Consider the following 21,922-nt stretch of genomic DNA (forward strand, 5'->3'; position numbering starts at 1 on the left):
TCTCTACACTTGCCCGTCCGCGCCCGGTGGCCGGCTTCGGGGTGTCTGGGCCCCGCGGTCGCCTCCTCGTGGGCGCCCGCCCATTACCTCCCATGGCCGGGCGCCCTCCTGCCGTCCGCCAGGATCCGATCCCGAACGCCTGTGCCGGGCCGTATGACATCTGTCATCCCGGATGTGCGACATGCGGCACTGCCGGTGGTGCCCCTCGCGCCGCCACGATGGATCACATGACAACGACTGCGACGGCCACCACCTCGGTGGTCGGGTTCGAATCGGTGACCAAGAGCTACGGCGGAGTCCGGGCCGTGGACGGACTGACGCTCGACCTGCACCCGGGCGAGACCGTCGCCCTCCTCGGCCCCAACGGCGCGGGCAAGTCGACCACCCTCGACCTGCTGCTCGGCCTCAAGCGGCCCGACAGCGGTGTGGTCCGGGTGTTCGGGGCGGGCCCGCGCGAGGCCATCGTCGCCGGCCGGGTCGGAGCGATGCTGCAGAGCGGCGGACTGATGGACGAGGTCACCGTCGGCGAACTGGTGAGGCTCGCCTGCGATCTGCACCCGAAGCCGTTCCGGGCCACCGACGTACTGGCCCGCGCGGGCATCTCGCAGCTCGCCGACCGCAAGGTCAACAAGCTCTCCGGCGGCCAGGAACAGCGTGTGCGCTTCGCCCTCGCCACCGCCGGCGACAGCGACCTGATCGTGCTCGACGAGCCCACCACCGGCATGGACGTCTCCGCCCGCCAGGCCTTCTGGGCCACCATGCGCGAGCAGGCCGACCAGGGCCGTACGGTCCTCTTCGCCACGCACTACCTGGAGGAGGCCGACGCGATCGCCGACCGGGTGCTCGTCCTGCACCGGGGCCACCTGCTGGCCGACGGCACCGCCGCCGAGATCAAGGCGAAGGCGGGCGCGCGGCGGATCGCCTTCGACCTGAAGACCTCGAGGGGTGAGGTCGGCGAGGTCGACGAGGCCGCGCTGCGGGCGCTGCCCTTCCTCACCACCATCGACATCTCCGGCCACACGGTCCGCATCCAGTCGACCGACGCCGACGCGACCGTCCACGCGCTGTACGGCCTCGGTGTCTACCCCCGCAACCTCGAAGTCGCCGGGCTCGGTCTCGAGCAGGCCTTCGTCGCCATCACGGCCGCCGAGGAGGCGAAGCAGAAGTGAACAGCCTCATCAAGCTGGAGATCACCCGCGCCCTGCGCAACCGCAAGTTCCTGTTCTTCTCGGTGATCTACCCCTCGGCCCTGTTCCTGCTGATCGCGGGCAGCGCCGACAGTACGACCGAAGTGGACGGCACCGGGCTCACCCTGCCGACCTTCTACATGGTCTCCATGGCCTCCTTCGGCGCCCTGACCGCCGTCCTGATGGGCAACAGCGAGCGCATCGCCAAGGAGCGGGAGAGCGGCTGGGTACGGCAGTTGCGGCTCACCACGCTGCCGGGCCGCGGCTATGTACTCGCCAAGACCGCGAGCGCCGCCGTCATCAGCCTGCCCTCGATCGTGATCGTCTTCGTCGTCGCGGCGGCCGTGAAGGACGTACGCCTCGACGCCTGGCAGTGGGTGGTCCTCACCTTCGCCATCTGGGCCGGCAGCCTGGTCTTCGCCGCGCTCGGCGTCGCCATCGGCTACCTCGCCAGCGGGGACGCGGTCCGCCCGATCACGATGATCGTCTACTTCGGCCTGTCGATGCTCGGCGGCCTGTGGCTGCCCAGTACGACCTTCCCCGACTGGCTGCAGGACATCGCGAAGTGGCTGCCCACGCACGCGTACGCTGCCCTGGGGCAGTCCATCGAACTGGGCAACGCTCCGCACGTGACTGACCTCGCCATCCTCGCCGTCTCCTTCGTCCTGTTCGCGGGAGGCGCGGCCTGGCTGTACCGGAAGGACACGCTGAAGGCGTGAGCGGCGTCGGCATCGGGCAGCGCCCGCAGAACCGCAGGCAGAAGATGGTCAAGTCCCTGTGGACCGGCATCTGGCTCGTCTACCTGAGCGCGCCCGTCAGCGACCTGCTGAACGGCGGGCACAGCACGGGCGTACGGATCCTCGGCTGGATCGGCCTGGTCGCCTTCGTCTGCTGGTACATGATCCTGGTCTTCCGCACCGGCCGCGGCGAGACCAACGCCCTGGTGCTCGGCTCCCTCGGCGTCCTCGCCGCCCAGTCGGCGGTCCTGTCCCTCACCCTGGGCCGGGAGTGGCTCGTCCTCTTCGTGTACGTCGCGATCGCGTCCGGCGCCGCGCTGCCGCTGCGTTGGGCGCGCTGGAGCATCCCGGGCAGCGCCGCCCTGCTGACGGCGATCGCCCTGGCCGTCCCGGACGGCACGGCATATCTGGGCGCGCTCCTCATCCCGGCGGTCCTCGGCGGGTTCGCGATGACCGGCGTACGTGAACTCGTGCGGACGACCATCGCGCTGCGCGAGGCCCGTGCCACCGTCGCCCAGCTCGCCGCGAACGAGGAACGGCTGCGGCTCGCCCGTGACCTGCACGACCTGCTGGGGCACTCGCTGTCGCTGATCACGCTCAAGAGCGAGCTGGCCGGGCGCATGCTCCCCGACCACCCCGACAAGGCGGCCCAGCAGGTCGCCGACATCGAGAACGTCAGCCGCCAGGCCCTCATCGACGTACGCGAGGCGGTCACCGGGTACCGGCGGCCCCGGCTGGCGGGTGAACTCGCGGGCATGAGCGTCGCGTTGACGGCGGCGGGCGTGATCGCGGACCTGCCGGCCGAGCCGGACCTCATCGGGGTCCCCGAGGAGAGCGAGTCCGCGCTGGCCTGGGCGCTGCGTGAGGCGGTCACCAATGTCGTACGGCACAGCGGGGCCCGGCGCTGCGTGGTGGGGCTCGTACGCCGTCAGACACTGGACGGGCCGGTACTCGAACTGTCCGTGGAGGACGACGGGGCCGGGCGCTCGGGCGGCTCCGTCGACGGCCCCGGCAACGGCCTCACCGGGCTGTCCGAACGTCTGGAGAAGGCGGGCGGGACGTTGGAGGCCGGGCGGGCACGGAAGGGGTTCCGGCTGGTCGCGCGGGTGCCTACGGGCGATACGGGCGACGCGGCCGACCAGCTCGACGGACCCGTAGGATCCGGGGCATGAGCCGCACGATCAAGGTCCTGCTCGCCGAGGACCAGTCGATGGTCCGCGAGGCACTCGCCGCCCTGCTGGGACTTGAGCCGGACATCGAGGTCGTCGCCCAAGTGGCACGCGGGGACGAGGTGTTGGCCGCGGCGCGAGAACACGACGTGGACGTGGTGCTGCTCGACATCGAGATGCCGGGCAAGACGGGCATCGAGGCGGCGGCCGAAGTCCACCGGGCTCTCCCCGGCCTCAAGCTGGTCATCCTCACGACCTTCGGCCGCCCCGGCTATCTGCGCAGCGCCATGGAGGCCGGCGCCGACGCCTTCCTGGTCAAGGACGCCCCGGCCGCCCAACTCGCCGAAGCGGTACGGAAGGTGCTCGCCGGCGAGCGCGTCATCGACCCCACCCTGGCCGCCGCCGCCCTCGCCGAGGGCGCCAACCCGCTGACCGACCGCGAACGCGAGGTCCTGCGCGCAGCATCCGACGGCTCCACCAACGCCGAACTGGCCCTCACCCTCCACCTCTCCCAGGGCACCGTCCGCAACTACCTCTCCACGGCGATCCAGAAACTGGCGGTGCGGAACAGGGCGGAGGCGGTACGGATCGCGAGGGAGAAGGGCTGGCTGTAGTGCCCCATAGGGGCGCGGGGAACTGCGCGACCGGCTACGACGAGGCCGCCGTCGCGCGACACGGCGGTTCCCGCTACGGCGACTGGGCGACCTCAGTTGAGCATGGAACGCGCGGCATGCGCCTGCTGCCGCACGCGGTCCCCGGCCGCTTCATCCACCGCAGCCACCACATCCGCATAGGCGTCGAGCTCAACCGCCCCACCGAGGAAGTCCCCACGCTGGACAAGAAGTTGAGCCCGCTCGTACCGCAACCGAGCCGGGTGCGACGGCAGCGCCAAGGACAACTCGACGGCCCACAGGGCCACATCGGACCGCTCGGGCCGAGCGGCAGCCCACGCACGGATGTTGTTCAGGATCCGCAGAACGACATCGAGCGGGTCGGCGGGAGAGAGCATCGCCGCGTCGAGCGGCGCCCCCGTCGCCCCCGCGACGAGCAGCTCCGCGTCGGAGCCGGTGAGCACACGGCCGCCGTCGAAGGGGTCGGCGAGGATCTGCTGCTCCGGGGGCCCGAAGCCGACGACGAAATGCCCGGGCAGGGCGACCCCGTACACGGGCGCCCCGGCCCGCCGTGCGACCTCCATCCACACCACGGAGAGCAGGATGGGCAGCCCGCGCCGTCGCCGCAGCACCTCGTGGAGCAGCGAGGAACCGAGCCGCTGGTAGTCCCCGGGCGAACCCCGGAACTCGCAGCGCCCGCCGAGGAGTTCACCGAGCGCGGCCGCCCAGGACCGAGGCCCGCCGGGCCGGAACGGCAACAGCCCCGCCAGCCGGTCCAGCTCGATCTGCGCCGCGTCCATGCCCGCCTGGTCGAGGCCACCGTCCGCCGCGGCCCCCACCAGCAGGCACAGCACCGCCAGATCGGGCCGCTCGGCCCGTGCCTCCTCACCGAACCGCCGCCGCACCTCGGCGGCCCGCTCCGGCTCCGGGGGATGAGGCGAACGCATAGCAGCTTCGTGCCCGTTCACGACGATCGATACCGGTCGCTGCCGGGCATCTGCGGCGTTTGCCGGGACCGATCACCGCCGGACGCTTGTGGCGTCTGTGGCGTGTGTGGCTCTCGGTAGTGGTGATACGCGTGATGCGCCCCGAACCCCATCCCGCCGTACAGCGCCCGCGCCCCTGCGTTGTCCGCCTCCACCTGGAGCCAGGCCGCCGACGCGCCCTCGTCCAGGGCACGGCGGGCCAGCGCGGCCATCACCGTCGTGGCGAGCCCCTGCCGCCGGTACGCCGGGTCGACCTCGACGGCGGCGAAACCGGCCCACCGCCCGTCCACCACGCACCGCCCGATCGCGGCCGGAGCAGCACCCGCCGCCCCCGGCACCGTCGCGAACCACACCGAGGGCCCGCTCCCCAGCACCTTCAGGGCCACCTCGCTCAGCCCCTTGCGCTGATAGCGGTCCAGCCAGTCCGCGTCCGCCTCGCGGGAGATCACGACCCCGGGAGCCTCCCGGTCCCCGACCGGCGCGAGCGCCCCGACCCACAGCTCGGCCGTCACCTCACGTGCCCACCCGCGTGCCTCCAGCTCGGCGCACAGCAGCTCCTGCGTGCCCTCGGCCCCGGTGGCGGTCTGGACGTACGCGGGCAGGCCACGGGCGGCGTACCAGCCTCGTACGTACGTCAGAGCCTCGTCCAGTGGCAGCCCGGGCTCGCCGAGCGGCAGCACGGAGTTGGCGCGCCGGGTGAACCCGGAGGCTGCCCGCAGCTCCCACGCACCGAGCCGCTCACTCTCCACCGGCCGCCAGGCCCGCGCGGAGACCCGCGCCAGCTCCTCGTACGACGCCGCCGGCCCCCGCCGCCGCGCCGGAGCGGGCGGCACGACCTTGCCCGCGACCAGCGAGGATTCCGAAATACGGACGCGTTCTCCGGTCCGCCGTGTGATCGTCAACACACTGTCGTCCCATGATGTGAGAACACCCACCGTGTCAGTGAATTTCTCCCCGTCGGCGGCATCCGTGTATCGCCGTCGGACGGAGACGCGTTTGCCCACGTCAGCAGCGGTGATGCGGACCTCGAGACGACCAGACGCAGAGATTTCCACAGGTCAGTTCACCCCTCCTGTTCGGATCAGGACCAAGAACGGAGATACTAGGTGCGGGCATCGACGACGCCGCGCTTCCGCGCGCCAGGCGGCGGAGCCTATGGAGGCCCGCCAGCGCCCTATCGAGGAGGAACGACAGCGTGACCTACGTCATCGCGCAGCCTTGTGTCGACGTCAAGGACAAGGCGTGCATCGAGGAGTGCCCGGTCGACTGCATCTACGAGGGCTCCCGGTCCTTGTACATCCACCCGGACGAATGCGTCGACTGTGGAGCCTGTGAGCCGGTGTGCCCGGTCGAGGCGATCTTCTACGAGGACGACACTCCCGAGGAGTGGAAGGACTATTACAAGGCGAACGTCGAGTTCTTCGACGAGCTCGGCTCGCCCGGCGGCGCCAGCAAGCTCGGCCTGATCGAGCGCGACCACCCCTTCGTCGCAGCGCTCCCGCCGCAGAACCAGTAAGCGGCCCGCACCTACGTGCCGCCTCGGTCCCGTACGGCCTGATCGCCTTGATCGCCGTACGGGACCGAGGCGTTTGCCGTACCGGTGAGCACAGCGACTGCACGTGAGTGCAGCGAGTACCAGCGATACGTACGGGCTCCAGGCCGCCGTACGTTCGAGAAAGTGAGCCCATCCCGTGTCCGCAGTCACCGACCGGCTTCCCGCCTTCCCCTGGGACAAGCTGGAGCCCTACAAGGCGACGGCCGCCGCCCACCCGGGCGGCATCGTCGACCTGTCCGTCGGCACCCCTGTCGACCCGGTGCCCGAGCTGATCCAGAAAGCTCTGGTGGCGGCCGCGGACTCGCCGGGCTATCCCACGGTGTGGGGCACCCCCGAGCTGCGCGACGCGCTCACGGGCTGGGTGGAACGACGGCTCGGCGCACGGGGCGTCACCCACCACCACGTACTCCCGATCGTCGGCTCCAAGGAACTGGTCGCCTGGCTGCCGACCCAGCTCGGCCTGGGCCCCGGGGACAAGGTCGCCTACCCGCGCCTGGCGTACCCGACATACGAGGTCGGCGCCCGCCTGGCCCAGGCGGACCACGTGGCGTACGACGACCCGACGGACCTGGACCCGACGGGCCTGAAGCTCCTCTGGCTGAACTCCCCGTCGAACCCGACGGGCCGCGTCCTGTCCCGGGCCGAGCTCACCCGGATCGTCGCCTGGGCCCGGGAGCACGGCATCCTCGTCTTCTCCGACGAGTGCTACATCGAACTGGGCTGGGAGGCCGACCCGGCCTCGGTCCTCCACCCGGACGTGTGCGGCGGCTCGTACGAGGGGATCGTCTCGGTCCACTCGCTCTCGAAGCGGTCGAACCTGGCCGGCTACCGCGCCGCGTTCCTCGCCGGCGACCCGGCCGTCCTCGGCGACCTCCTCCAGATCCGCAAGCACGGCGGCCTGATGACCTCCGCGCCGACCCAGGCCGCGGTGGTCGCCGCCCTGTCCGACGACGCCCACGTCCGCGAACAGCGCGAGCGCTACGCCGCCCGCCGCACCGCCCTGCGCGACGCCCTGCTGCGACACGGCTTCCGCATCGAACACAGCGAGGCCAGCCTCTATCTCTGGGCCACCCGAGACGAGTCCTGCTGGACCACCGTCGCCCACCTCGCCGACCTCGGCATCCTCGTCGCCCCGGGCGACTTCTACGGCCCAGCGGGCGAGAACTTCGTACGCGTGGCCCTCACGGCGACGGACGAGAGAGTGACGGCAGCGGTGGACCGCCTGGCGGGATAACCAGCTGCTGCGGCCGACAGCCGCTGCCGCTGCTGTCGGCGCGGCCGAGGGCGGCCACCGCTTTGGCTACCGCTGTGGGCACCCGTCCCGCAGGGCGGGACAGGTGGGCACGGCCGACAGCGCCGGGTGCCGTGTGAGCAGGGCCCAGCCCCCGCAGGGGCACAGCGAAACGGGGGTCCAGGGAAACAAGCTTCCCTGGACCCCCGTAGCCGTACGGCGCCGGCGCCTAGCCGAGCGGCAGACCCTTCAGCGGCAGCTGCTCCGTGGGCAGTCCGCCCTTGGTGACCGCGTCGGTCGGCAGCCCCTTGGTAACCGCGTCCGTCGGAAGGCCGGCTCCCGCCGCCTTGGCGGTGTCACCGACCAGGCCTCCGGCCTGCCCCGCGGTGTCCCCGGCCACCTGCTGCGCGGCCGGCGTCGCCGTCTTGGCGACCTTCCCGCTGGTCTTGCCCGCGGCCGGGACTGTCTTCTTGACCGCGTCGCCGCCGGACTTGCCGGCGAGCCCGGTCACGTTCTGAGCCGCACCGTCGACCGTGTTGCCGACACTCGCCCCGTCCAGGGCGGTCAGCCCGCCGAGGTTGGGGGTGGTCGGCAGTTCGGGCGCCGCGCTGGCGGAGCCGGCCGCACCGACCCCGGCAGCCGCTCCCGCTGCGACGAGCAGCGCGGCACGGGCGATCCGGCGGGTCAGGGGGAGGGACATGATGCTCCTTAGACGGAAGAGAACGGTGAAATATCCATCCAGGCCCGGCAGTTGACCAACAAGTTGTCGGCCTACCGTCGACCGACCGAAGGTGATCGTTCCGGACTCGGACGCAGTGACTACCGCTCGAAGCCCGCGAAGGTTGCGGTGATCCAACGTAAAGAGTTGGTAATGCGTCGCATAATCATCTGCGGACAAAGACGGGTAAAAAGCACCCGGTCGGAAAGTCTGCCGAATCCTTACCCCCCTTTGTTTTCAAGGGATTCGGCGGAAACGACAGCGACCGCGCGAAAACCCGCGTCCATCGCCGTCGGCACTCGCTCCGGGTCCCCCCAACGGGTGAGGACCCGTACTACTGCCCAGTGACGATTCGGACCTCGGCGGTGGACGTCTCCGCGGCCGGGCCCCCGTTCGCGTCGGACGTACTCCACCTGCTGTCGGTGCTGCCGGCCGTCCACTCCCGCCCCGCGTACGAGACGCGGTCGATGTGCAGTCCCGAGGAGTTGGCCACGGCCCAGTGCGCCAGCTCCCAGCCACGCTGCCCGACGGTGGCCGTGGTGGTGCTCCCGGAGGCTTCCGCGGACACGGGCAGGGTCACGGTCCGGCTCGCGGTTGTCGTCGAGGGGGAGGCCGAGGGGGAGGCCGGGGCCGGGGTCTCCGTGGCGCTCACATCCGCCCCCGCGTCCTGGAGCACATCACGCCCGAAGTCCCGTACGAGCGCGGACCGCACCGCGTCCGGGCCGCCCGCCGGGGTCGACCCGGCAGGGCCCTGGCAGGTGAGCGTGGCCGCCGAGCGGCCGGTCAGAGCCGCGGCCAGCAGTGTGGCGTCCGGCTCGTGCTTCGCGTACGCGTCAGGAAAGGCGCTGCGCTGCACGCGCTGCGCGGCAACCGTGAGCGGGAGCTGCGCATAGTCGTCGACCTTGGCCAGGTGCTCGTAGAAGATGTCCGCCGCGTACGTCGGATCCATGATCTCCGCCGTCGTGCCCCAGCCCTGCGAGGGCCGCTGCTGGAAGAGGCCGAGCGAGTCCCGGTCGCCGTGCTTGATGTTGCGCAGTCCTGACTCCTGGAGCGCGGTGGCCAGTGCGATGGTCACGGCTCGCTCGGGCATGTCGCGGTGGGTGCCGACCGCCGAGATCGTCGCCGCGTTCACCGCCTGCTCCGGCGTGAACTCGTACGACTCGCCGTCGTTCCTGCCCGAGACGACCGTGCAACGGGGAACGCCTGGCCCCCCGGTGAGGTACTGCACCGTGAGATAGGCGGCGAGCGCGAGCAGGACCACGACGGCCCCTCCGAAACGGAGGAGGCGGCCGCGCCGGACGGGGGTGGGGGACGGCTCTGACACGTCGTACAAGGTACTGGAGGTCCATGTTGGAGATGTGCGGGGCTGTGGATAACCGGTTCGAGCCGACGGAGCCGTGAGCGCTAGGGTCGGCCGCATGGCCGATACCCCCCTTGACCTCACGCTGGACGCTGCCGAGCTGACCGCGCAGCTCGTCGACTTCCCCTCGGAGAGCGGTAACGAGAAGCCCCTCGCGGACGCCGTCGAGACCGCGTTGCGTGCCCTGCCGCACCTGACGGTCGACCGGTACGGCAACAACGTCGTCGCGCGGACCAACCTGGGCCGCGCCGAGCGCGTCGTCCTCGCGGGCCACATCGACACGGTCCCCATCGCGGACAACGTCCCGTCCCGCCTCGACGAGGACGGCGTGCTCTGGGGCTGTGGCACCTGCGACATGAAGTCCGGGGTCGCGGTCCAGCTGCGCATCGCGGCCACGGTGCTCGCCCCCAACCGCGACCTCACTTTCGTCTTCTACGACAACGAAGAGGTCGCCGCACACCTGAACGGTCTGAAGCATGTGTCCGAAGCCCACCCCGACTGGCTGAAGGGCGACTTCGCGATCCTCCTGGAGCCGACGGACGGCCAGGTGGAGGGCGGCTGCCAGGGCACGCTCAGGGTGTTTCTGAAGTTCAAGGGGGAGCGGGCGCACTCCGCGCGCGCGTGGATGGGCTCCAACGCGATCCACGCGGCGGCCCCCGCCCTGGCCAAGCTGGCCGCGTACGAGCCGCGCACGCCGGTCGTGGACGGCCTGCGCTTCCACGAGGGCCTCAACGCCGTCCGCGTCGAAGGCGGCGTCGCCACGAACGTCATCCCCGACGCCTGCACCCTGGTCGTCAACTTCCGCTACGCGCCCGACCGCAGCGAGGCCGAGGCGGAGGCGTTCGTCCGCGACTACTTCGCGGACTGCGGAGTGGACGAGTTCATCGTCGACGACCACACCGGCGGAGCCCGCCCGGGCCTCACCCACCCGGCAGCGGCGGCCTTCATGGCGGCCGTCGGCGGTGAGGCCCGCCCCAAGTTCGGCTGGACCGACGTCGCCCGCTTCAGCGCGCTCGGGGTGCCCGCGGTGAACTACGGGCCCGGCGCCCAGCTGCTGGCCCACAAGGTGGATGAGCGGGTCAAGGCATCCGCGATCCCGGAGGCCGAGGAGCGGCTGCGCGCCTGGCTGACGGCCTGAGAGGTGGCCGAGACGCGAGCTGAGCCCTGCCGGTGTCCGGCGGACATGCTCGCGTCCCCCCTCCGTAACCCGCGTAGATCTACGCTGGGGTGGAACTACCGCAAGCGGAGGGAGCGCACATGGCTACTGGCAACCCCGAGGGCAAGAAGCGGCCACCGGAGGAGCAGCGGCTGGGACCGGTGCTGCGGAGGCGGGATCAGGTGCAGGCGAGCACCACGGACCAGCGCCTGCTGGACGCGGGCGGGCCGTCCGACTGGGTGCACACGGACCCCTGGCGGGTGCTCCGCATCCAGTCGGAGTTCATCGAGGGCTTCGGCACACTGGCCGAACTCCCGCCCGCGATCAGTGTGTTCGGATCCGCCCGTACGAAGGCGGACTCGCCCGAGTACGCGGCGGGCGTGGCGCTCGGCCGCGGTCTCGTCGAGGCCGGCTTCGCCGTGATCACCGGCGGTGGCCCGGGCGCCATGGAAGCCGCCAACAAGGGCGCCTGCGAGGCCAAGGGCATCTCCGTCGGTCTCGGCATCGAGCTGCCCTTCGAGCAGGGCCTCAACCAGTACGTCGACATCGGCCTCAACTTCCGGTACTTCTTCGTCCGCAAGATGATGTTCGTCAAGTACGCGCAGGGCTTCGTGGTCCTGCCCGGCGGACTCGGCACCCTGGATGAACTCTTCGAGGCGCTGACCCTGGTGCAGACCCAGAAGGTCACCCGCTTCCCCATCGTCCTCTTCGGCACGGAGTACTGGGGCGGCCTGGTCGACTGGCTCAAGAACACCCTCATCGCCCAAGGCAAGGCCTCGGAGAAGGACCTCCTCCTGTTCCACCTGACGGACGACGTGGACGAGGCGGTGTCGCTGGTGTCGAAGGAGGCGGGACGGTAGCAGTTTTCGGCCCGTCCGGCGTTTGAGGACGAGCGCGTTCAGCGCGATTGCGGGGGTCTGGGGCGGTAGCCCCCAGATACGGGACGGGTAGGGGCGGAGGGGGCGAACAAACCCCTACGCCAGCCCCCGCCGCGCCACAGCCGGCGCCCGACGCCCCGCGATCGACGCCACCATGTCCAGCACCTGCCGGGTCTCCGCGACCTCGTGGACGCGGTACACCTGCGCCCCCAGCCACGCCGAGACGGCGGTGGTCGCCAGCGTCCCCACCACTCGCTCCTTCACCGGCTTGTCCAAGGTCTCGCCCACGAAGTCCTTGTTGGAGAGGGAGACGAGGACGGGCCACCCGGTGGACACCATCTCGCCGAGCCGCCGCGTCGCCTCCAGACTGTGCCGCGTGTTCTTCCCGAAGTCGTGCCCCGGGTCGATCATCACGGACTCCCGGGCCACGCCCAGCGACACCGCCCGCTCGGCAAGACCCAGGGTCACCCGGAGAATGTCGGCCATGACGTCGTCGTACGCGATCCGATGTGGACGCGTACGCGGCTCGGCGCCACCGGCGTGGGTGCACACCAGCCCCACCCCGTACCGCGCGGCCACCTCGGCCAGGCGCGGATCCACCCCGCCCCACGCGTCGTTGAGCAGGTCCGCCCCGACCTCGCAGACCGCCTCGGCGACCTCGTGCCGCCAGGTGTCGACGCTGATGATCACGTCGGGGAAACGCCGCCGCACCTCGGCGACGAACCCGACCGTGCGACGCGCCTCCTCTTCGGCGGTCACCTCTTCCCCCGGCCCCGCCTTGACCCCGCCGATGTCGATGATCGCGGCGCCCTCGGACACCGCCTGTTCCACCCTGGCGAGCGCGGGCTCGTCCCGGAACGTGGACCCCTGGTCGTAGAAGGAGTCGGGGGTCCGGTTGACGATGGCCATGATCACCGGCTCGTGCGGGTCGAATTCATACCTGCCCAGCCTGAGCATCCCCTGTGACCTCTCCCAGTAAGTCCCGCTGATAAGCCGCCTGCGACCTTAACTGTCAGACTCGCATGGCACGATCGGACCCGACACTGTCAGCATCAGCACCAACCGCTTCAGCACAGTCCGCTGCAGCGCTATCCACGCCGGCGCGCCCCGCGTCGGCACCAGAGCGTGGGGACCTCAGCGATGTTCATGTTCTTGTTCCTGGTCGTCGCGCTCGCCGTCGTGGTCGCCGCGGTGACGGTGGCCGTGGTGGGCGGCGGCGAGAGCGCACCCCTCCCCGAGGCCGGGCCCGAGCGGCTGGTGGACCCGTTTCCGCCGGACCGCCCCGTGAACCGGGAGGATGTCGAGATCCTGCGCTTCCCCGTCGCCGTACGCGGTTACCGCATGGCGGACGTCGATGACGCCCTCGGCCGCCTCGGCGCCGAGATCGGCGAGCGGGACGCCCGGATCGCCGACCTGGAGGCGGCACTCGACGGCGCCAGGTCCGCTTCGGTCACCTCCACCTCGCTGCGGAAGCCCGCCGAGGAGGATCACCAGTGACCGACGCACTCGCGGGCGCTGACGGCGCGCTGCGCTGCCCCTGGGCGCTGTCGACCGAGGACTACCTGGCGTACCACGACGAGGAGTGGGGCCGCCCGGTCCACGGCGACGGCGCGCTGTACGAGCGGCTGTGCCTGGAGGCATTCCAGTCGGGCCTGTCCTGGATCACGATCCTGCGGCGCCGCGAGGGGTTCCGTGCCGCCTTCGCCGGCTTCGAGGTGGCCAAGGTGGCGACCTTCACCGACGCGGACAAGGAGCGCCTGCTCGCCGACCCCGGCATCATCCGCAACCGCGCCAAGATCGAGGCGACGGTCGCCAACGCGCGCGTGCTGACCGACTGGGCACCGGGTGAGCTGGACGAGCTGATCTGGTCCTTCGCCCCCGCCCCGGCCGGCCGCCCGGCCCCGAAGAGGCTCGGCGACGTCCCGGCCGTCACCGACGAGTCGACCGCCCTCTCCAAGGCCCTCAAGAAGCGCGGCATCCGCTTCGTCGGCCCGACGACGGCGTACGCCCTGATGCAGGCATGCGGCCTGGTCAACGACCACTTGGTCGATTGCGTGTCCAGGAGTGCCCAGTAGGGCCGCAGAGAACTGCGCGACCGGCCACACCCGGCCCGCAGTTCCCCGCGAACCGTCACCGCCCCAGGTACTTCGGCTTCTCCTTGTTCACGAACGCCTGCACAGCGATCATGTGGTCCTCCGACTCGCCCGCCCAGGTCTGGAGCTCGTCCTCCTTCTCCAGGGACTCGTCCAGCGAGTGGGACAGGGCGTAGGCGAGGGACTCTTTCAGCGCGGCGTACGCGAGGGTCGGCCCCTCGGCCAGCGCGCGGGCCACCTGCTCCGCCTCGGCGCGCAACTCGCCCGGGGGTACAAGCCGGTTTGCGATCCCCAGGTCGAAGGCCTCCTGAGCCGTGATGTTCCGCGGAAAGAGCAGCAGATCGGCGGCGCGGCTCGGGCCGACGACCCGCGGCAGCGTCCAGGAGATGCCGGAGTCGGCGGTCAGTGCGACCCCCGCGAAGGACGTGTTGAAGGATGCGGTATCGGCCACGACGCGGTAGTCCGCGGCGAGCGCGAAACCGAATCCCGCCCCGGCCGCGACGCCGTTCACGGCGGCCACCACCGGTTTCGCCGCGCCGGTCAGCGCGCGCACGATCGGGTTGTAGTGGTCGTGCACGGTGCTCATGACGCCCTTGCCCGCGCCCGACTCGCGCGGCGCGAGCAGCCCGCCGACGTGCTCCTTGAGGTCCTGGCCCACGCAGAACGCCCGGTCACCGGCGGCGGTCAGCAGCACGGCCCGTACGGAGTCGTCGGCCGCGGCGGCCTGTGCCGCGTCCCGGAAGGCGACCTTGATCTCGGTGTTCAGCGCGTTCATCGCCTCGGGGCGGTTCAGCGTGATCGTCGCGAGTCCGTCGCTCACCTCGTAGAGCACGGTGTCGGCCATGGTGGGTTCCCCTCCGGTGTCGCGGCTCCGTCGTACCCGCCTACCCGCCGGTACGTCCTGCTTCCGAGGACAGCATGACGGAGATCACTGACAGCGGAGCCGTTCGGACATGTGACCTGCGTCAAAGAATTCGGGACCTTGGAAGGTCATGCGGCGGCGCAGTATCGCAGTCACATCGCCGAATTGAGTGGTTTTGCTCAAGCGCGTTGCGCAAGCGATGCCGACTGATGTTGGTCATCGGGTCCTGAGATGCGGGATAATGGCCTGGAAGCAATGTGTTCGATGCCGGTGACGCGTGTCCTATGAGGGGACGGGCGTGCCCTTCTAAGGGGCCGTCGGCGACGATGAGCTGGTTTCAGGAAGGGGAACGAGCATGGCGGCCATGAAGCCGCGGACGGGCGATGGCCCGCTCGAGGTGACCAAGGAGGGGCGGGGCATCGTCATGCGCGTTCCGCTCGAAGGCGGCGGACGGCTCGTCGTCGAGCTGACCCCTGACGAGGCCGACGCTCTTGGCGACGCCCTCAAGAAGGTCGTCGGCTGACGCGGGACGCGACCATACCCTTTCAGCTGCCCCGGCATCGCACGCGGTGCCGGGGCAGCTGTATTTGCGGGGTACGACCTCGATGAAACCCCTGGTCAGCGGCGCTGGTCGAGGCTCATGGTCAGCGCTTGACCGCGCACAGCAGGCCGTCGCCCACCGGCAGCAGCGAGGGGATCAGATGCTGGCTCTCGCGCACCGCGCGCAACAGTTCGCGCAGCCGCCCGACCTCCGCGGGCTGGGGCCCAGAGTCCACCGTGCGGCCGTCCGCGAAGACGCCCTCGAAGACGACGAGCCCGCCCGGACGCAACAGGCGCAACGATTCAGCGAAGTACTCCAGACACTCCAGACGGTCGCCGTCGCAGAACACGAGGTCGTATCCGGAGTCCGCCAGCCGGGGCAGGACGTCGAGGGCGCGGCCGGGGATGAAGCGGGCGCGGTTGCTCGCGAAGCCGGCCGCGCGGAAGGCCTGGCGGGCGAACTGCTGGCGCTCCGGCTCGGGATCGACCGTGGTCAGTACCCCGTCCGGCCGCATGCCGTTGAGCAGATGAATTCCGGATACCCCGGTCCCGGTCCCGATCTCCGCCACCGCTTTCGCGTCCACGGTGGCGGCGAGCAACCGCAGCGCCGCCCCGGTACCGGGCGACACCGAGCGCAGCCCTGCGTCCTGGGCCCGGTCCCGGGCCCAGAGCAGTGCTTCGTCCTCGGCGGCAAAGGCGTCGGCGAACGCCGCCCAGCTTGGCTGCCGGTTGCCGGTAATGACGCTCTCCTGTCCCCGTAGATGCCTGGCCGTGACTGTATCCGTTGGCGCCGGGAACCCGCAGATGGGACCAGGCGTTTAGAGGGGTGGGGAAACGCACTGGGGGAAGCACATGGATCAGACCGCGGAGCAGGGCGGTGAGCAAGTGCTGACGCAGCGATATGAGCGCGTATCAAATTCTCGTAAAACCGCTTATCCGGAGCTAACGGGCGAGGTGGCTATGGTAGGGGCTCCACTGGACACCACCAGAGCCGACAGGGGAGGTGCGGCTGCGCCTGTGGATCGGGGAGGAGTGCTGCGGCGCTTTCTCAGGTCGGCGGGTGAGCCGAAATCCGTGACCAACACCGCTGACCGTTTCCACAGTGCCGACTCCGGGCAGACCGCGACGTTCACCACCGACGCGGAGTCGCAGGCGTGGACTCCGCCCACCTGGGAGGAGATCGTCAGCACGCACAGCGGCCGGGTGTACCGGCTCGCCTACCGCCTGACGGGCAACCAGCACGACGCCGAGGACCTGACACAAGAGGTCTTCGTCCGTGTCTTCCGCTCCCTGTCGACCTACACGCCCGGCACCTTCGAGGGCTGGCTGCACCGCATCACCACGAATCTCTTCCTGGACATGGTGCGCCGCAAGCAGCGCATCCGCTTCGACGCCCTCGGCGACGACGCGGCCGAGCGCCTGCCCAGCCGTGAGCCGTCCCCGCAGCAGGTCTTCAACGACGCGCACTTCGACGCGGACGTCCAGCAGGCGCTGGACACCCTCGCGCCCGAGTTCCGCGCCGCGGTCGTCCTCTGTGACATCGAGGGACTGTCGTACGAGGAGATCGCCGCGACCCTGGGCGTCAAGCTCGGCACGGTCCGCAGCCGGATCCACCGTGGCCGCTCGCAGCTGCGCAAGGCCCTCGCACACCGGTCTCCCGAGGCCCGTGCCGAGCGCCGCGGCTTCGCGGTGACCGGTGTGCCCGCCCTGGGAGGAGGGGGCGCGTCCGCGTGAGTGGATCACGTCCTACATCTGCTGAGCAGCATCTGGGAGACCGACTGTCCGCCCTTGTCGACGGAGAGCTCGGTCATGAGTCGCGCGAGCGCGTCCTGGCCCACCTCGCCACCTGTGCGAAGTGCAAGGCCGAGGCGGCAGCCCAGCGCCGACTGAAGAACGTGTTCGCGGAGATGGCCCCGCCGCCGCCCTCCGAAAGCTTCCTGGCCCGTCTCCAAGGGCTCCCCGGCGGAGGTGATTCCGGCACAAGTGCCGGCTCGCCGCTGGGCGGGGGAGCCTTCGGCGGAAGAATCCCCGGCGGCTCCGACGGCACCGGCATCTTCGGAGTGAGGGGCGAGTCCTTCGGCTACGTCCCTTCCGAACCCCACGCCGATGTGCTGCCCTCCTCCCCGGGGCGCGGCTTCCGTATCCATGACGTCAGCCGTCACGAGGCCGAGCGGTCGGCCTCGCGCGGGCTGCGCTTCGCCTTCGCCGCGGCGGGAGCCGTGTCGCTGGCTGCGGTCGCGCTCGGCGGGGTGTCGACCGGGACCACCGCTGACACCGCGGCCGCGCGGGGCGAGTCCGGTACCGGAAGCAATGTGACGCCGACGCGTCCGCAGGGCGCAGGAACCTCGACGGCTCCTGACGCGCAGCGGCGCCGGTCCGTGGGGCCGCTCCTCGCACAGGGCAAGCCGACGCTCGGCCAGAACACGGTGGCGCCCACCGAGGTGTCCGCGCCGCTGCTGCCCGGAGTCCCCGCTCCGGCCGGCCGCGCCCAGGAGGTCATGCACACGCTGACGGCCCCGGTGGTCGCCGGTGCCGCAGTGATGTCCCCGCTCATACGTCCGTTCACCGAGGTCGACCCGGTCGCACTGACTGCCTGGTCCACGGCACCGGACATCACCACTCCGGGCCTTCTCGCGGCCCCCGGGCCCCTCTTGTCCCCCACTTCCTCCCCGTCCCCCTCCGCGCCCTCCTCCGGCACCATCCGCTGACCCGCCCTCTGCGCGGCGGCCCCTGAACCTGGTTGAATCCGGGGTGGGCCGCGTTCGCCGGAGGGATCCCGGGCGCGGAGTCGACAATCTGCGGCAACCGTCGGCGAGTTGTGCCCGGGGGCCAGGTGTGGGGAGAGCATGAACGACGGGAAGCCCACGAAGCCGAAGTGGTGGAGCCGACCCCGGCCGCCGGTCGCCCCCGGGGAGGCCGGGACAGGCCCGTCCGAGGGCGCACGGATACCCGACGCCCAGACCGAGGGCGATTTCGAGCTTCAGCGACCTCTCGGGGACGGTGACCCGACGCCGCCCGGCGCGGGCCCCGAGGGCGACTTCGAGTTGGCCGGGGCCCGGCCGTACGGCCGGGAAGGCGCTGATCCCGGTGGGGCCGGTGACCATGCCGATGCCGGTGACGTGTCGGCAGGGTCGGGCATCGGCGGCGACAGTGACTTGGCAACGTCGGGCGCTGGTGGTCACAGCGCTTCGGCAGGGTCGGGTGCCGACACCGGCGGCGACTTTGATTTGGCCGGTCCCGTTCCGCTCCACGGCGCAGGCGAGTCGAACGGCATCCCCGCCGACGGCCTTGCCGACCGGCCCGTGGCCTCTCCCGCTGACCCCTCCGTCGACCGGCCCGTGGCCTCTCCCGCTGACCTCTCCGTCGACCGGCCCGTGGCCTCTCCCGCTGACCTCTCCGTCGACCGGCCCGTGGCCTCTCCCGCTGACCCCTCCGTCGAGCGCCCCGCGGCCCCTCCCACGGACCGCTCCGCCGACCATCCGTCCGAACTTCCCGCAGCTCTTCCTCCCGACCTTCCTCCCCACAGCCCTTCCGACCTCCCTCCGCGTGCTGTGCCGGCCGACCGATCCTCGGTCGAGGTGTCCGCGGGTTTTCCTCCGGACCGTCCTTCGGACCTTCCTCCGCGTGCTGTGCCGGCCGACCGGTCCTCGGTCGAGGTGTCCGCGGTTCTTCCTCCGGACCGTCCTTCAGACCGCCCATCCCACGCCCTGCCCGCCGACCAGACCCCGGCAGGCCGCCCCAGGCCCCTGCACGCCCCCGACCCCTACAGCACCCCGCCCTACGGCGAACCGGGCCCCTGGGCGTCCGCCCCGCCCGTCCAGCACCCCGCGGTCACGCCCGCGCACGGCACCCACGTTGCGGCGGCGCCCCCAGCGCCCCCAGCACCCCCAGCGACTCCGTCACCCACGACACCGGCCCACGGCACATACGAACCCCCCGCCCCGGCCCCTGCCGCACCCCCCGCACCCACCCCCTGGCAGAACTACGACCCCTGGGCCGCCCCCGGCCCCCTCCAGCAGAACGGCGCGGTCGTCGTCACCAGGGCGCAGCAGCTCAGGCGTGCGAAGAAGGCGCTGGTCGCCGGGGCCGTGTTGATCGCGCTCGTCTCCGGAGGCGTCGGAGGGATCGTCGGGGTGTATCTGGAGCGGAACGGCGGGGTGAGTGACGTAGAGCTGCCGCAGGCCGGGAAGGAGGCGCCCGGGCGGGCTCCGGACAGCGTGGCCGGGATCGCGGCGCAGGCGCTGCCCAGCGTCGTCACCCTGCATGTGAGCGGGTCCGACCAGGAGGGCACCGGCACCGGGTTCGTGCTCGACGGCCAGGGGCACATCCTCACCAACAACCACGTGGTCGAACCGGCCGCCGACGGCGGCGACATATCCGTGACCTTCAGCAGCGGCGACACCGCCAAGGCGAAGGTCGTGGGGCGCGACAGCGGGTACGACCTCGCCGTCGTCCGGGTGTCCGGCGTCAGCGGCCTGGACCCCATGCCGCTGGGCAACTCCGACAACGTCCAGGTCGGCGACCCGGTCGTCGCCATCGGCGCGCCCTTCGACCTCGCCAACACCGTCACCTCCGGCATCATCAGCGCCAAGGAGCGGCCCATCACGGCGGGCGGGGAGAGCGGCGACGGCAGCGACGTCTCGTACGTGGACGCCTTGCAGACCGACGCTCCGATCAACCCCGGCAACTCCGGCGGCCCCCTCCTCGACTCCAGGGCCCGCGTCATCGGAATCAACAGCGCCATCCGCTCCGCGGACAGCGGCTCCGGCCCGGAGAGCGGTCAGGCAGGTTCGATCGGGCTCGGTTTCGCCATCCCCATCAATCAGGGCAAGCGCGTCGCCGAGGAGATCATCAACACCGGCAAGGCGACCCACCCCGTGATCGGGGTCACGCTCGACATGGAGTACGCGGGCGACGGCGCCAAGGTCGGGACGCAGGGCGGTGACGGCGGTCCGGCGGTCACGGCGGGCGGCCCGGGCGCCAAGGCGGGCATCAGGGCGGGCGACATCATCACCGAGGTCGACGGTCGGCGCGTGCACTCAGGCGAGGAGCTGATCGTGAGGGTCCGCGCCCACCGCCCCGGCGACACACTGCCGCTGACCCTCCTGCGTGGCGGTACGGAAAAGCAGCTCACGCTGGTCCTCGGTTCGGCCGACAGCGACTGACGGGAATCTCACGGAAAGACGGCCGAGGGCTGCCCTGAACGGCAAATATCGCGGAAAACCCGGCGTGTACATGAACCCGGAAGCCCCGGGACAGTTCCGGACGGACGGGATGGCCGGGTACCGTGGACACGGCCCGGACCACGGAAGAACCGCCGAGGGCCCGAGGACCGAGGACATCGCAAGGAGCTTCAGGTGTTCAATGACATAGGACCGCTCGAGGTTGTGGCGCTCGTTGTCCTCGCCGTGCTCGTCTTCGGTCCGGACAAGCTCCCGAAGATGATCCAGGATGTCACGCGCACGATCCGCAAGATCCGCGAGTTCTCGGAGAGTGCCAAGGCGGACATCCGTGAGGAACTCGGCCCGGGGTTCAAAGACTTCGAGTTCGAGGACCTCAACCCCAAGACGTTCATCCGCAAGCAGCTGGACAACGACGAGCTGGGGCTCAAGGAAATCCGCAACGGCTTCGACCTGAAGAAGGAGATGGCCGAGGTCACGGACGCGGTGCACGCCCGTGAGTCCGAAGCGTCCGCCGGCTCCTCCAGCCCTTCCGGTGGCTCCGTCGACATGACGAAGAAGCGCGAGAAGCTCGACCTCGCCAAGGACGAGCGCCCGCCCTTCGACGCGGACGCCACCTGAGCCGTACGAGCGCGCCGCCTGTGCGGTACGAGCGCGCCGCCTGTGCGGTACGAGCGCGCCGCCTGTGCCGTACGAGCGCGCCGCCTGAGCGGTACGAGCGCGCCACCTGTGCCGTACGAGCGCGCCACCTGTGCCGTACGGGACGCGCCCTCTGCGCCGTAGAGGGCCTTCGACGCAGGTGATCTGAGTCTCACACGGCCTCAAAACATACCCACGCGCCGGGCGGTTTCCCGGCTGCTCGGAGTGGTGTGGCTATGCTGCCCAGTTGTTGTGCGGACCGATAAGGACGCCCGAGGGGGGTGGGCCCACCGGTCCGACGAGAGCTAGGAGGCGTCCGGCAGATGGAGACGACAAGTCGGGTAGGCGCGCAGGCGCCGGCCGCGGAGGGCGGCCAGCAGGTCCCCTCCGCCCGGCGCACGGTCGACGGTTACCTGCTGGCGCCCTTCCCGTGGTACGGCCTCGACGAGGCCTTCACGGGACCGCGCTGGCTGATGCAGGTCGGTACCTCGGCGGACGGTGCCGTCGAGCACGGTTCGATCGGGCACGGCGAAGAGCCCAGCGTGCGCGGGGAGACGACGGAGGACAAGGAGCGCTTCGCGGTCGTGGTGACCGTCGCGGCCAGCCCCGTACGACGCAGCGCGGACGGTACGGGTCTGCTGGAGGCCACCTCGGTCTCCTCCGCGGCCTGGCTCGCGGGAGTGGGGCTGCTGTCCTTCACCTGGCCCGGCCAGATGGACCACACCCTGCGGGACGACTGGCTGGACCAGCAGACGGAAACGGCATGGGTCCTGGCCGACGACCTGAGCGGCTCCGAGTGGTCCTCCCTGTCCCTCCCCGTGGACGGTGTCCCCACGCCCTTCCACTACCGCGAGTCCGAGTTCGGCTGGGTCCTCGCGGGTTCCACCCAGGAGGGCGTCCACGTGGGCGCGTACGGGCGGGGCATGAGCGCGTACGGGCTGGGCTTCTCGATGATCAAGGACATCGGGGCGTACGCCTAGGCGGCGGGCGTACGAGGAGGGGGGCGCCGTCACTCAAGAC

Annotated in this window: 23 protein-coding genes; 16 read left to right on the forward strand and 7 right to left on the reverse strand. The window is 71.0% G+C overall.

The window, feature by feature from the left end; all coding sequences use genetic code 11:
• Positions 1 to 227 precede the first annotated feature (227 nt).
• The 4 genes from ACFWP7_RS40635 to ACFWP7_RS40650 are packed head-to-tail and all read left to right on the forward strand — an operon-like array spanning position 228 to position 3,707.
• Positions 228 to 1,169 carry an ABC transporter ATP-binding protein gene (locus tag ACFWP7_RS40635; RefSeq protein WP_384392996.1) on the forward strand — a complete coding sequence of 314 codons (942 nt, stop codon included), beginning with the start codon at positions 228 to 230 and terminating at the stop codon, positions 1,167 to 1,169.
• Positions 1,166 to 1,906 (forward strand): ABC transporter permease, encoded by a 741-nt coding sequence (locus ACFWP7_RS40640; RefSeq protein WP_384392999.1) that lies wholly within the window; start codon positions 1,166 to 1,168, stop codon positions 1,904 to 1,906. The genes ACFWP7_RS40635 and ACFWP7_RS40640 overlap by 4 nt, the downstream gene beginning before the upstream one ends.
• On the forward strand, positions 1,903 to 3,096 hold the full coding sequence (locus ACFWP7_RS40645) for a sensor histidine kinase (RefSeq protein ID WP_384393002.1): 1,194 nt from the start codon (positions 1,903 to 1,905) through the stop codon (positions 3,094 to 3,096). The genes ACFWP7_RS40640 and ACFWP7_RS40645 overlap by 4 nt, the downstream gene beginning before the upstream one ends.
• Positions 3,093 to 3,707: a response regulator transcription factor gene (locus ACFWP7_RS40650; protein ID WP_384393004.1), complete on the forward strand. Its 615-nt coding sequence runs from the start codon at positions 3,093 to 3,095 to the stop codon at positions 3,705 to 3,707. The genes ACFWP7_RS40645 and ACFWP7_RS40650 overlap by 4 nt, the downstream gene beginning before the upstream one ends.
• Before the next feature lie 92 nt (positions 3,708 to 3,799).
• Here the strand turns inward: ACFWP7_RS40650 and ACFWP7_RS40655 are convergent, their stop codons facing one another.
• Positions 3,800 to 4,651, reverse strand: coding sequence for a tetratricopeptide repeat protein (locus ACFWP7_RS40655; protein WP_384393007.1), 852 nt, complete (start codon positions 4,649 to 4,651; stop codon positions 3,800 to 3,802).
• Between the two features lie 17 nt (positions 4,652 to 4,668).
• Complete coding sequence (locus tag ACFWP7_RS40660) at positions 4,669 to 5,745, reverse strand: GNAT family N-acetyltransferase (RefSeq protein WP_384393009.1); 1,077 nt, start codon at positions 5,743 to 5,745, stop codon at positions 4,669 to 4,671.
• A gap of 140 nt (positions 5,746 to 5,885) precedes the next feature.
• Between ACFWP7_RS40660 and fdxA the strand changes: the two genes are divergently transcribed.
• A complete protein-coding gene (fdxA, locus tag ACFWP7_RS40665; protein WP_019058397.1) occupies positions 5,886 to 6,206 on the forward strand; it encodes a ferredoxin in 321 nt (106 codons plus the stop codon).
• 175 nt (positions 6,207 to 6,381) lie between these two features.
• Entirely contained in the window at positions 6,382 to 7,479 is a 1,098-nt protein-coding gene (locus tag ACFWP7_RS40670; RefSeq protein WP_384393012.1) for a bifunctional succinyldiaminopimelate transaminase/glutamate-prephenate aminotransferase, read from the forward strand.
• Between the two features lie 226 nt (positions 7,480 to 7,705).
• Here the strand turns inward: ACFWP7_RS40670 and ACFWP7_RS40675 are convergent, their stop codons facing one another.
• A complete protein-coding gene (locus tag ACFWP7_RS40675; RefSeq protein ID WP_384393016.1) occupies positions 7,706 to 8,176 on the reverse strand; it encodes an ATP-binding protein in 471 nt (156 codons plus the stop codon).
• Positions 8,177 to 8,528: 352 nt separating this feature from the next.
• Entirely contained in the window at positions 8,529 to 9,518 is a 990-nt protein-coding gene (locus tag ACFWP7_RS40680; RefSeq protein WP_384393019.1) for a heavy metal transporter, read from the reverse strand.
• A 94-nt stretch (positions 9,519 to 9,612) separates the two neighbouring features.
• Here ACFWP7_RS40680 and dapE point away from each other — a divergent pair, with 94 nt between their 5' ends.
• Both dapE and ACFWP7_RS40690 read left to right on the forward strand, forming a co-directional pair.
• Positions 9,613 to 10,692, forward strand: coding sequence for a succinyl-diaminopimelate desuccinylase (dapE, locus tag ACFWP7_RS40685; RefSeq protein ID WP_384393022.1), 1,080 nt, complete (start codon positions 9,613 to 9,615; stop codon positions 10,690 to 10,692).
• Positions 10,693 to 10,811: 119 nt separating this feature from the next.
• Positions 10,812 to 11,570, forward strand: a complete 759-nt coding sequence (locus ACFWP7_RS40690; RefSeq protein ID WP_365435368.1) for a TIGR00730 family Rossman fold protein — start codon at positions 10,812 to 10,814, stop codon at positions 11,568 to 11,570.
• A gap of 114 nt (positions 11,571 to 11,684) precedes the next feature.
• Here the strand turns inward: ACFWP7_RS40690 and folP are convergent, their stop codons facing one another.
• The gene (gene folP / locus ACFWP7_RS40695) at positions 11,685 to 12,545 is read right to left on the reverse strand and encodes a dihydropteroate synthase (protein ID WP_384393025.1); all 861 of its coding nucleotides are present in this window, start codon (positions 12,543 to 12,545) and stop codon (positions 11,685 to 11,687) included.
• 183 nt (positions 12,546 to 12,728) lie between these two features.
• On the opposite strand from folP, the gene ACFWP7_RS40700 reads away from it, so the two are divergent.
• Positions 12,729 to 13,085 carry a DivIVA domain-containing protein gene (locus ACFWP7_RS40700; protein ID WP_384393028.1) on the forward strand — a complete coding sequence of 119 codons (357 nt, stop codon included), beginning with the start codon at positions 12,729 to 12,731 and terminating at the stop codon, positions 13,083 to 13,085.
• On the forward strand, positions 13,082 to 13,663 hold the full coding sequence (locus ACFWP7_RS40705; RefSeq protein WP_384393031.1) for a DNA-3-methyladenine glycosylase I: 582 nt from the start codon (positions 13,082 to 13,084) through the stop codon (positions 13,661 to 13,663). Before ACFWP7_RS40700 ends, ACFWP7_RS40705 begins: the two co-directional genes overlap by 4 nt.
• A gap of 55 nt (positions 13,664 to 13,718) precedes the next feature.
• Here the strand turns inward: ACFWP7_RS40705 and ACFWP7_RS40710 are convergent, their stop codons facing one another.
• Complete coding sequence (locus ACFWP7_RS40710; protein ID WP_384393033.1) at positions 13,719 to 14,525, reverse strand: enoyl-CoA hydratase/isomerase family protein; 807 nt, start codon at positions 14,523 to 14,525, stop codon at positions 13,719 to 13,721.
• A gap of 373 nt (positions 14,526 to 14,898) precedes the next feature.
• Between ACFWP7_RS40710 and ACFWP7_RS40715 the strand changes: the two genes are divergently transcribed.
• Entirely contained in the window at positions 14,899 to 15,066 is a 168-nt protein-coding gene (locus tag ACFWP7_RS40715) for a DUF3117 domain-containing protein (RefSeq protein ID WP_003966491.1), read from the forward strand.
• Positions 15,067 to 15,187: 121 nt separating this feature from the next.
• Here the strand turns inward: ACFWP7_RS40715 and ACFWP7_RS40720 are convergent, their stop codons facing one another.
• Positions 15,188 to 15,889, reverse strand: a complete 702-nt coding sequence (locus tag ACFWP7_RS40720) for an O-methyltransferase (protein WP_384393044.1) — start codon at positions 15,887 to 15,889, stop codon at positions 15,188 to 15,190.
• A 226-nt stretch (positions 15,890 to 16,115) separates the two neighbouring features.
• Here ACFWP7_RS40720 and sigE point away from each other — a divergent pair, with 226 nt between their 5' ends.
• The 5 genes from sigE (at position 16,116) to ACFWP7_RS40745 (ending at position 21,882) form a co-directional block, all read left to right on the forward strand.
• Positions 16,116 to 16,817, forward strand: a complete 702-nt coding sequence (sigE, locus tag ACFWP7_RS40725) for an RNA polymerase sigma factor SigE (RefSeq protein ID WP_365435353.1) — start codon at positions 16,116 to 16,118, stop codon at positions 16,815 to 16,817.
• The gene (locus ACFWP7_RS40730; protein WP_384393036.1) at positions 16,814 to 17,791 is read left to right on the forward strand and encodes a zf-HC2 domain-containing protein; all 978 of its coding nucleotides are present in this window, start codon (positions 16,814 to 16,816) and stop codon (positions 17,789 to 17,791) included. Before sigE ends, ACFWP7_RS40730 begins: the two co-directional genes overlap by 4 nt.
• 870 nt (positions 17,792 to 18,661) lie before the next feature.
• Positions 18,662 to 20,248: a S1C family serine protease gene (locus tag ACFWP7_RS40735; RefSeq protein WP_384393047.1), complete on the forward strand. Its 1,587-nt coding sequence runs from the start codon at positions 18,662 to 18,664 to the stop codon at positions 20,246 to 20,248.
• Positions 20,249 to 20,440: 192 nt separating this feature from the next.
• Positions 20,441 to 20,884 (forward strand): sec-independent translocase, encoded by a 444-nt coding sequence (locus tag ACFWP7_RS40740; protein ID WP_384393039.1) that lies wholly within the window; start codon positions 20,441 to 20,443, stop codon positions 20,882 to 20,884.
• Positions 20,885 to 21,225: 341 nt separating this feature from the next.
• A complete protein-coding gene (locus ACFWP7_RS40745) occupies positions 21,226 to 21,882 on the forward strand; it encodes a hypothetical protein (protein WP_384393041.1) in 657 nt (218 codons plus the stop codon).
• The last annotated feature ends 40 nt before the right edge of the window (positions 21,883 to 21,922 follow it).

The sequence above is a fragment of the Streptomyces sp. NPDC058470 genome (assembly GCF_042721055.1).
Lineage (GTDB): Bacteria > Actinomycetota > Actinomycetes > Streptomycetales > Streptomycetaceae > Streptomyces.

Bases quoted from the DNA above. Each gene is read 5' to 3' on its own strand.
- ACFWP7_RS40650 (WP_384393004.1), top strand. From the start codon at position 3,093: ATGAGCCGCACGATCAAGGTCCTGCTCGCCGAGGACCAGTCGATGGTC.
- dapE (WP_384393022.1), top strand. From the start codon at position 9,613: ATGGCCGATACCCCCCTTGACCTCACGCTGGACGCTGCCGAGCTGACC.
- ACFWP7_RS40655 (WP_384393007.1), bottom strand. From the start codon at position 4,651: ATGCGTTCGCCTCATCCCCCGGAGCCGGAGCGGGCCGCCGAGGTGCGG.
- ACFWP7_RS40715 (WP_003966491.1), top strand. From the start codon at position 14,899: ATGGCGGCCATGAAGCCGCGGACGGGCGATGGCCCGCTCGAGGTGACC.
- folP (WP_384393025.1), bottom strand. From the start codon at position 12,545: ATGCTCAGGCTGGGCAGGTATGAATTCGACCCGCACGAGCCGGTGATC.
- ACFWP7_RS40745 (WP_384393041.1), top strand. From the start codon at position 21,226: ATGGAGACGACAAGTCGGGTAGGCGCGCAGGCGCCGGCCGCGGAGGGC.
- ACFWP7_RS40635 (WP_384392996.1), top strand. From the start codon at position 228: ATGACAACGACTGCGACGGCCACCACCTCGGTGGTCGGGTTCGAATCG.
- ACFWP7_RS40710 (WP_384393033.1), bottom strand. From the start codon at position 14,525: ATGGCCGACACCGTGCTCTACGAGGTGAGCGACGGACTCGCGACGATC.
- ACFWP7_RS40675 (WP_384393016.1), bottom strand. From the start codon at position 8,176: ATGTCCCTCCCCCTGACCCGCCGGATCGCCCGTGCCGCGCTGCTCGTC.
- ACFWP7_RS40700 (WP_384393028.1), top strand. From the start codon at position 12,729: ATGTTCATGTTCTTGTTCCTGGTCGTCGCGCTCGCCGTCGTGGTCGCC.
- ACFWP7_RS40690 (WP_365435368.1), top strand. From the start codon at position 10,812: ATGGCTACTGGCAACCCCGAGGGCAAGAAGCGGCCACCGGAGGAGCAG.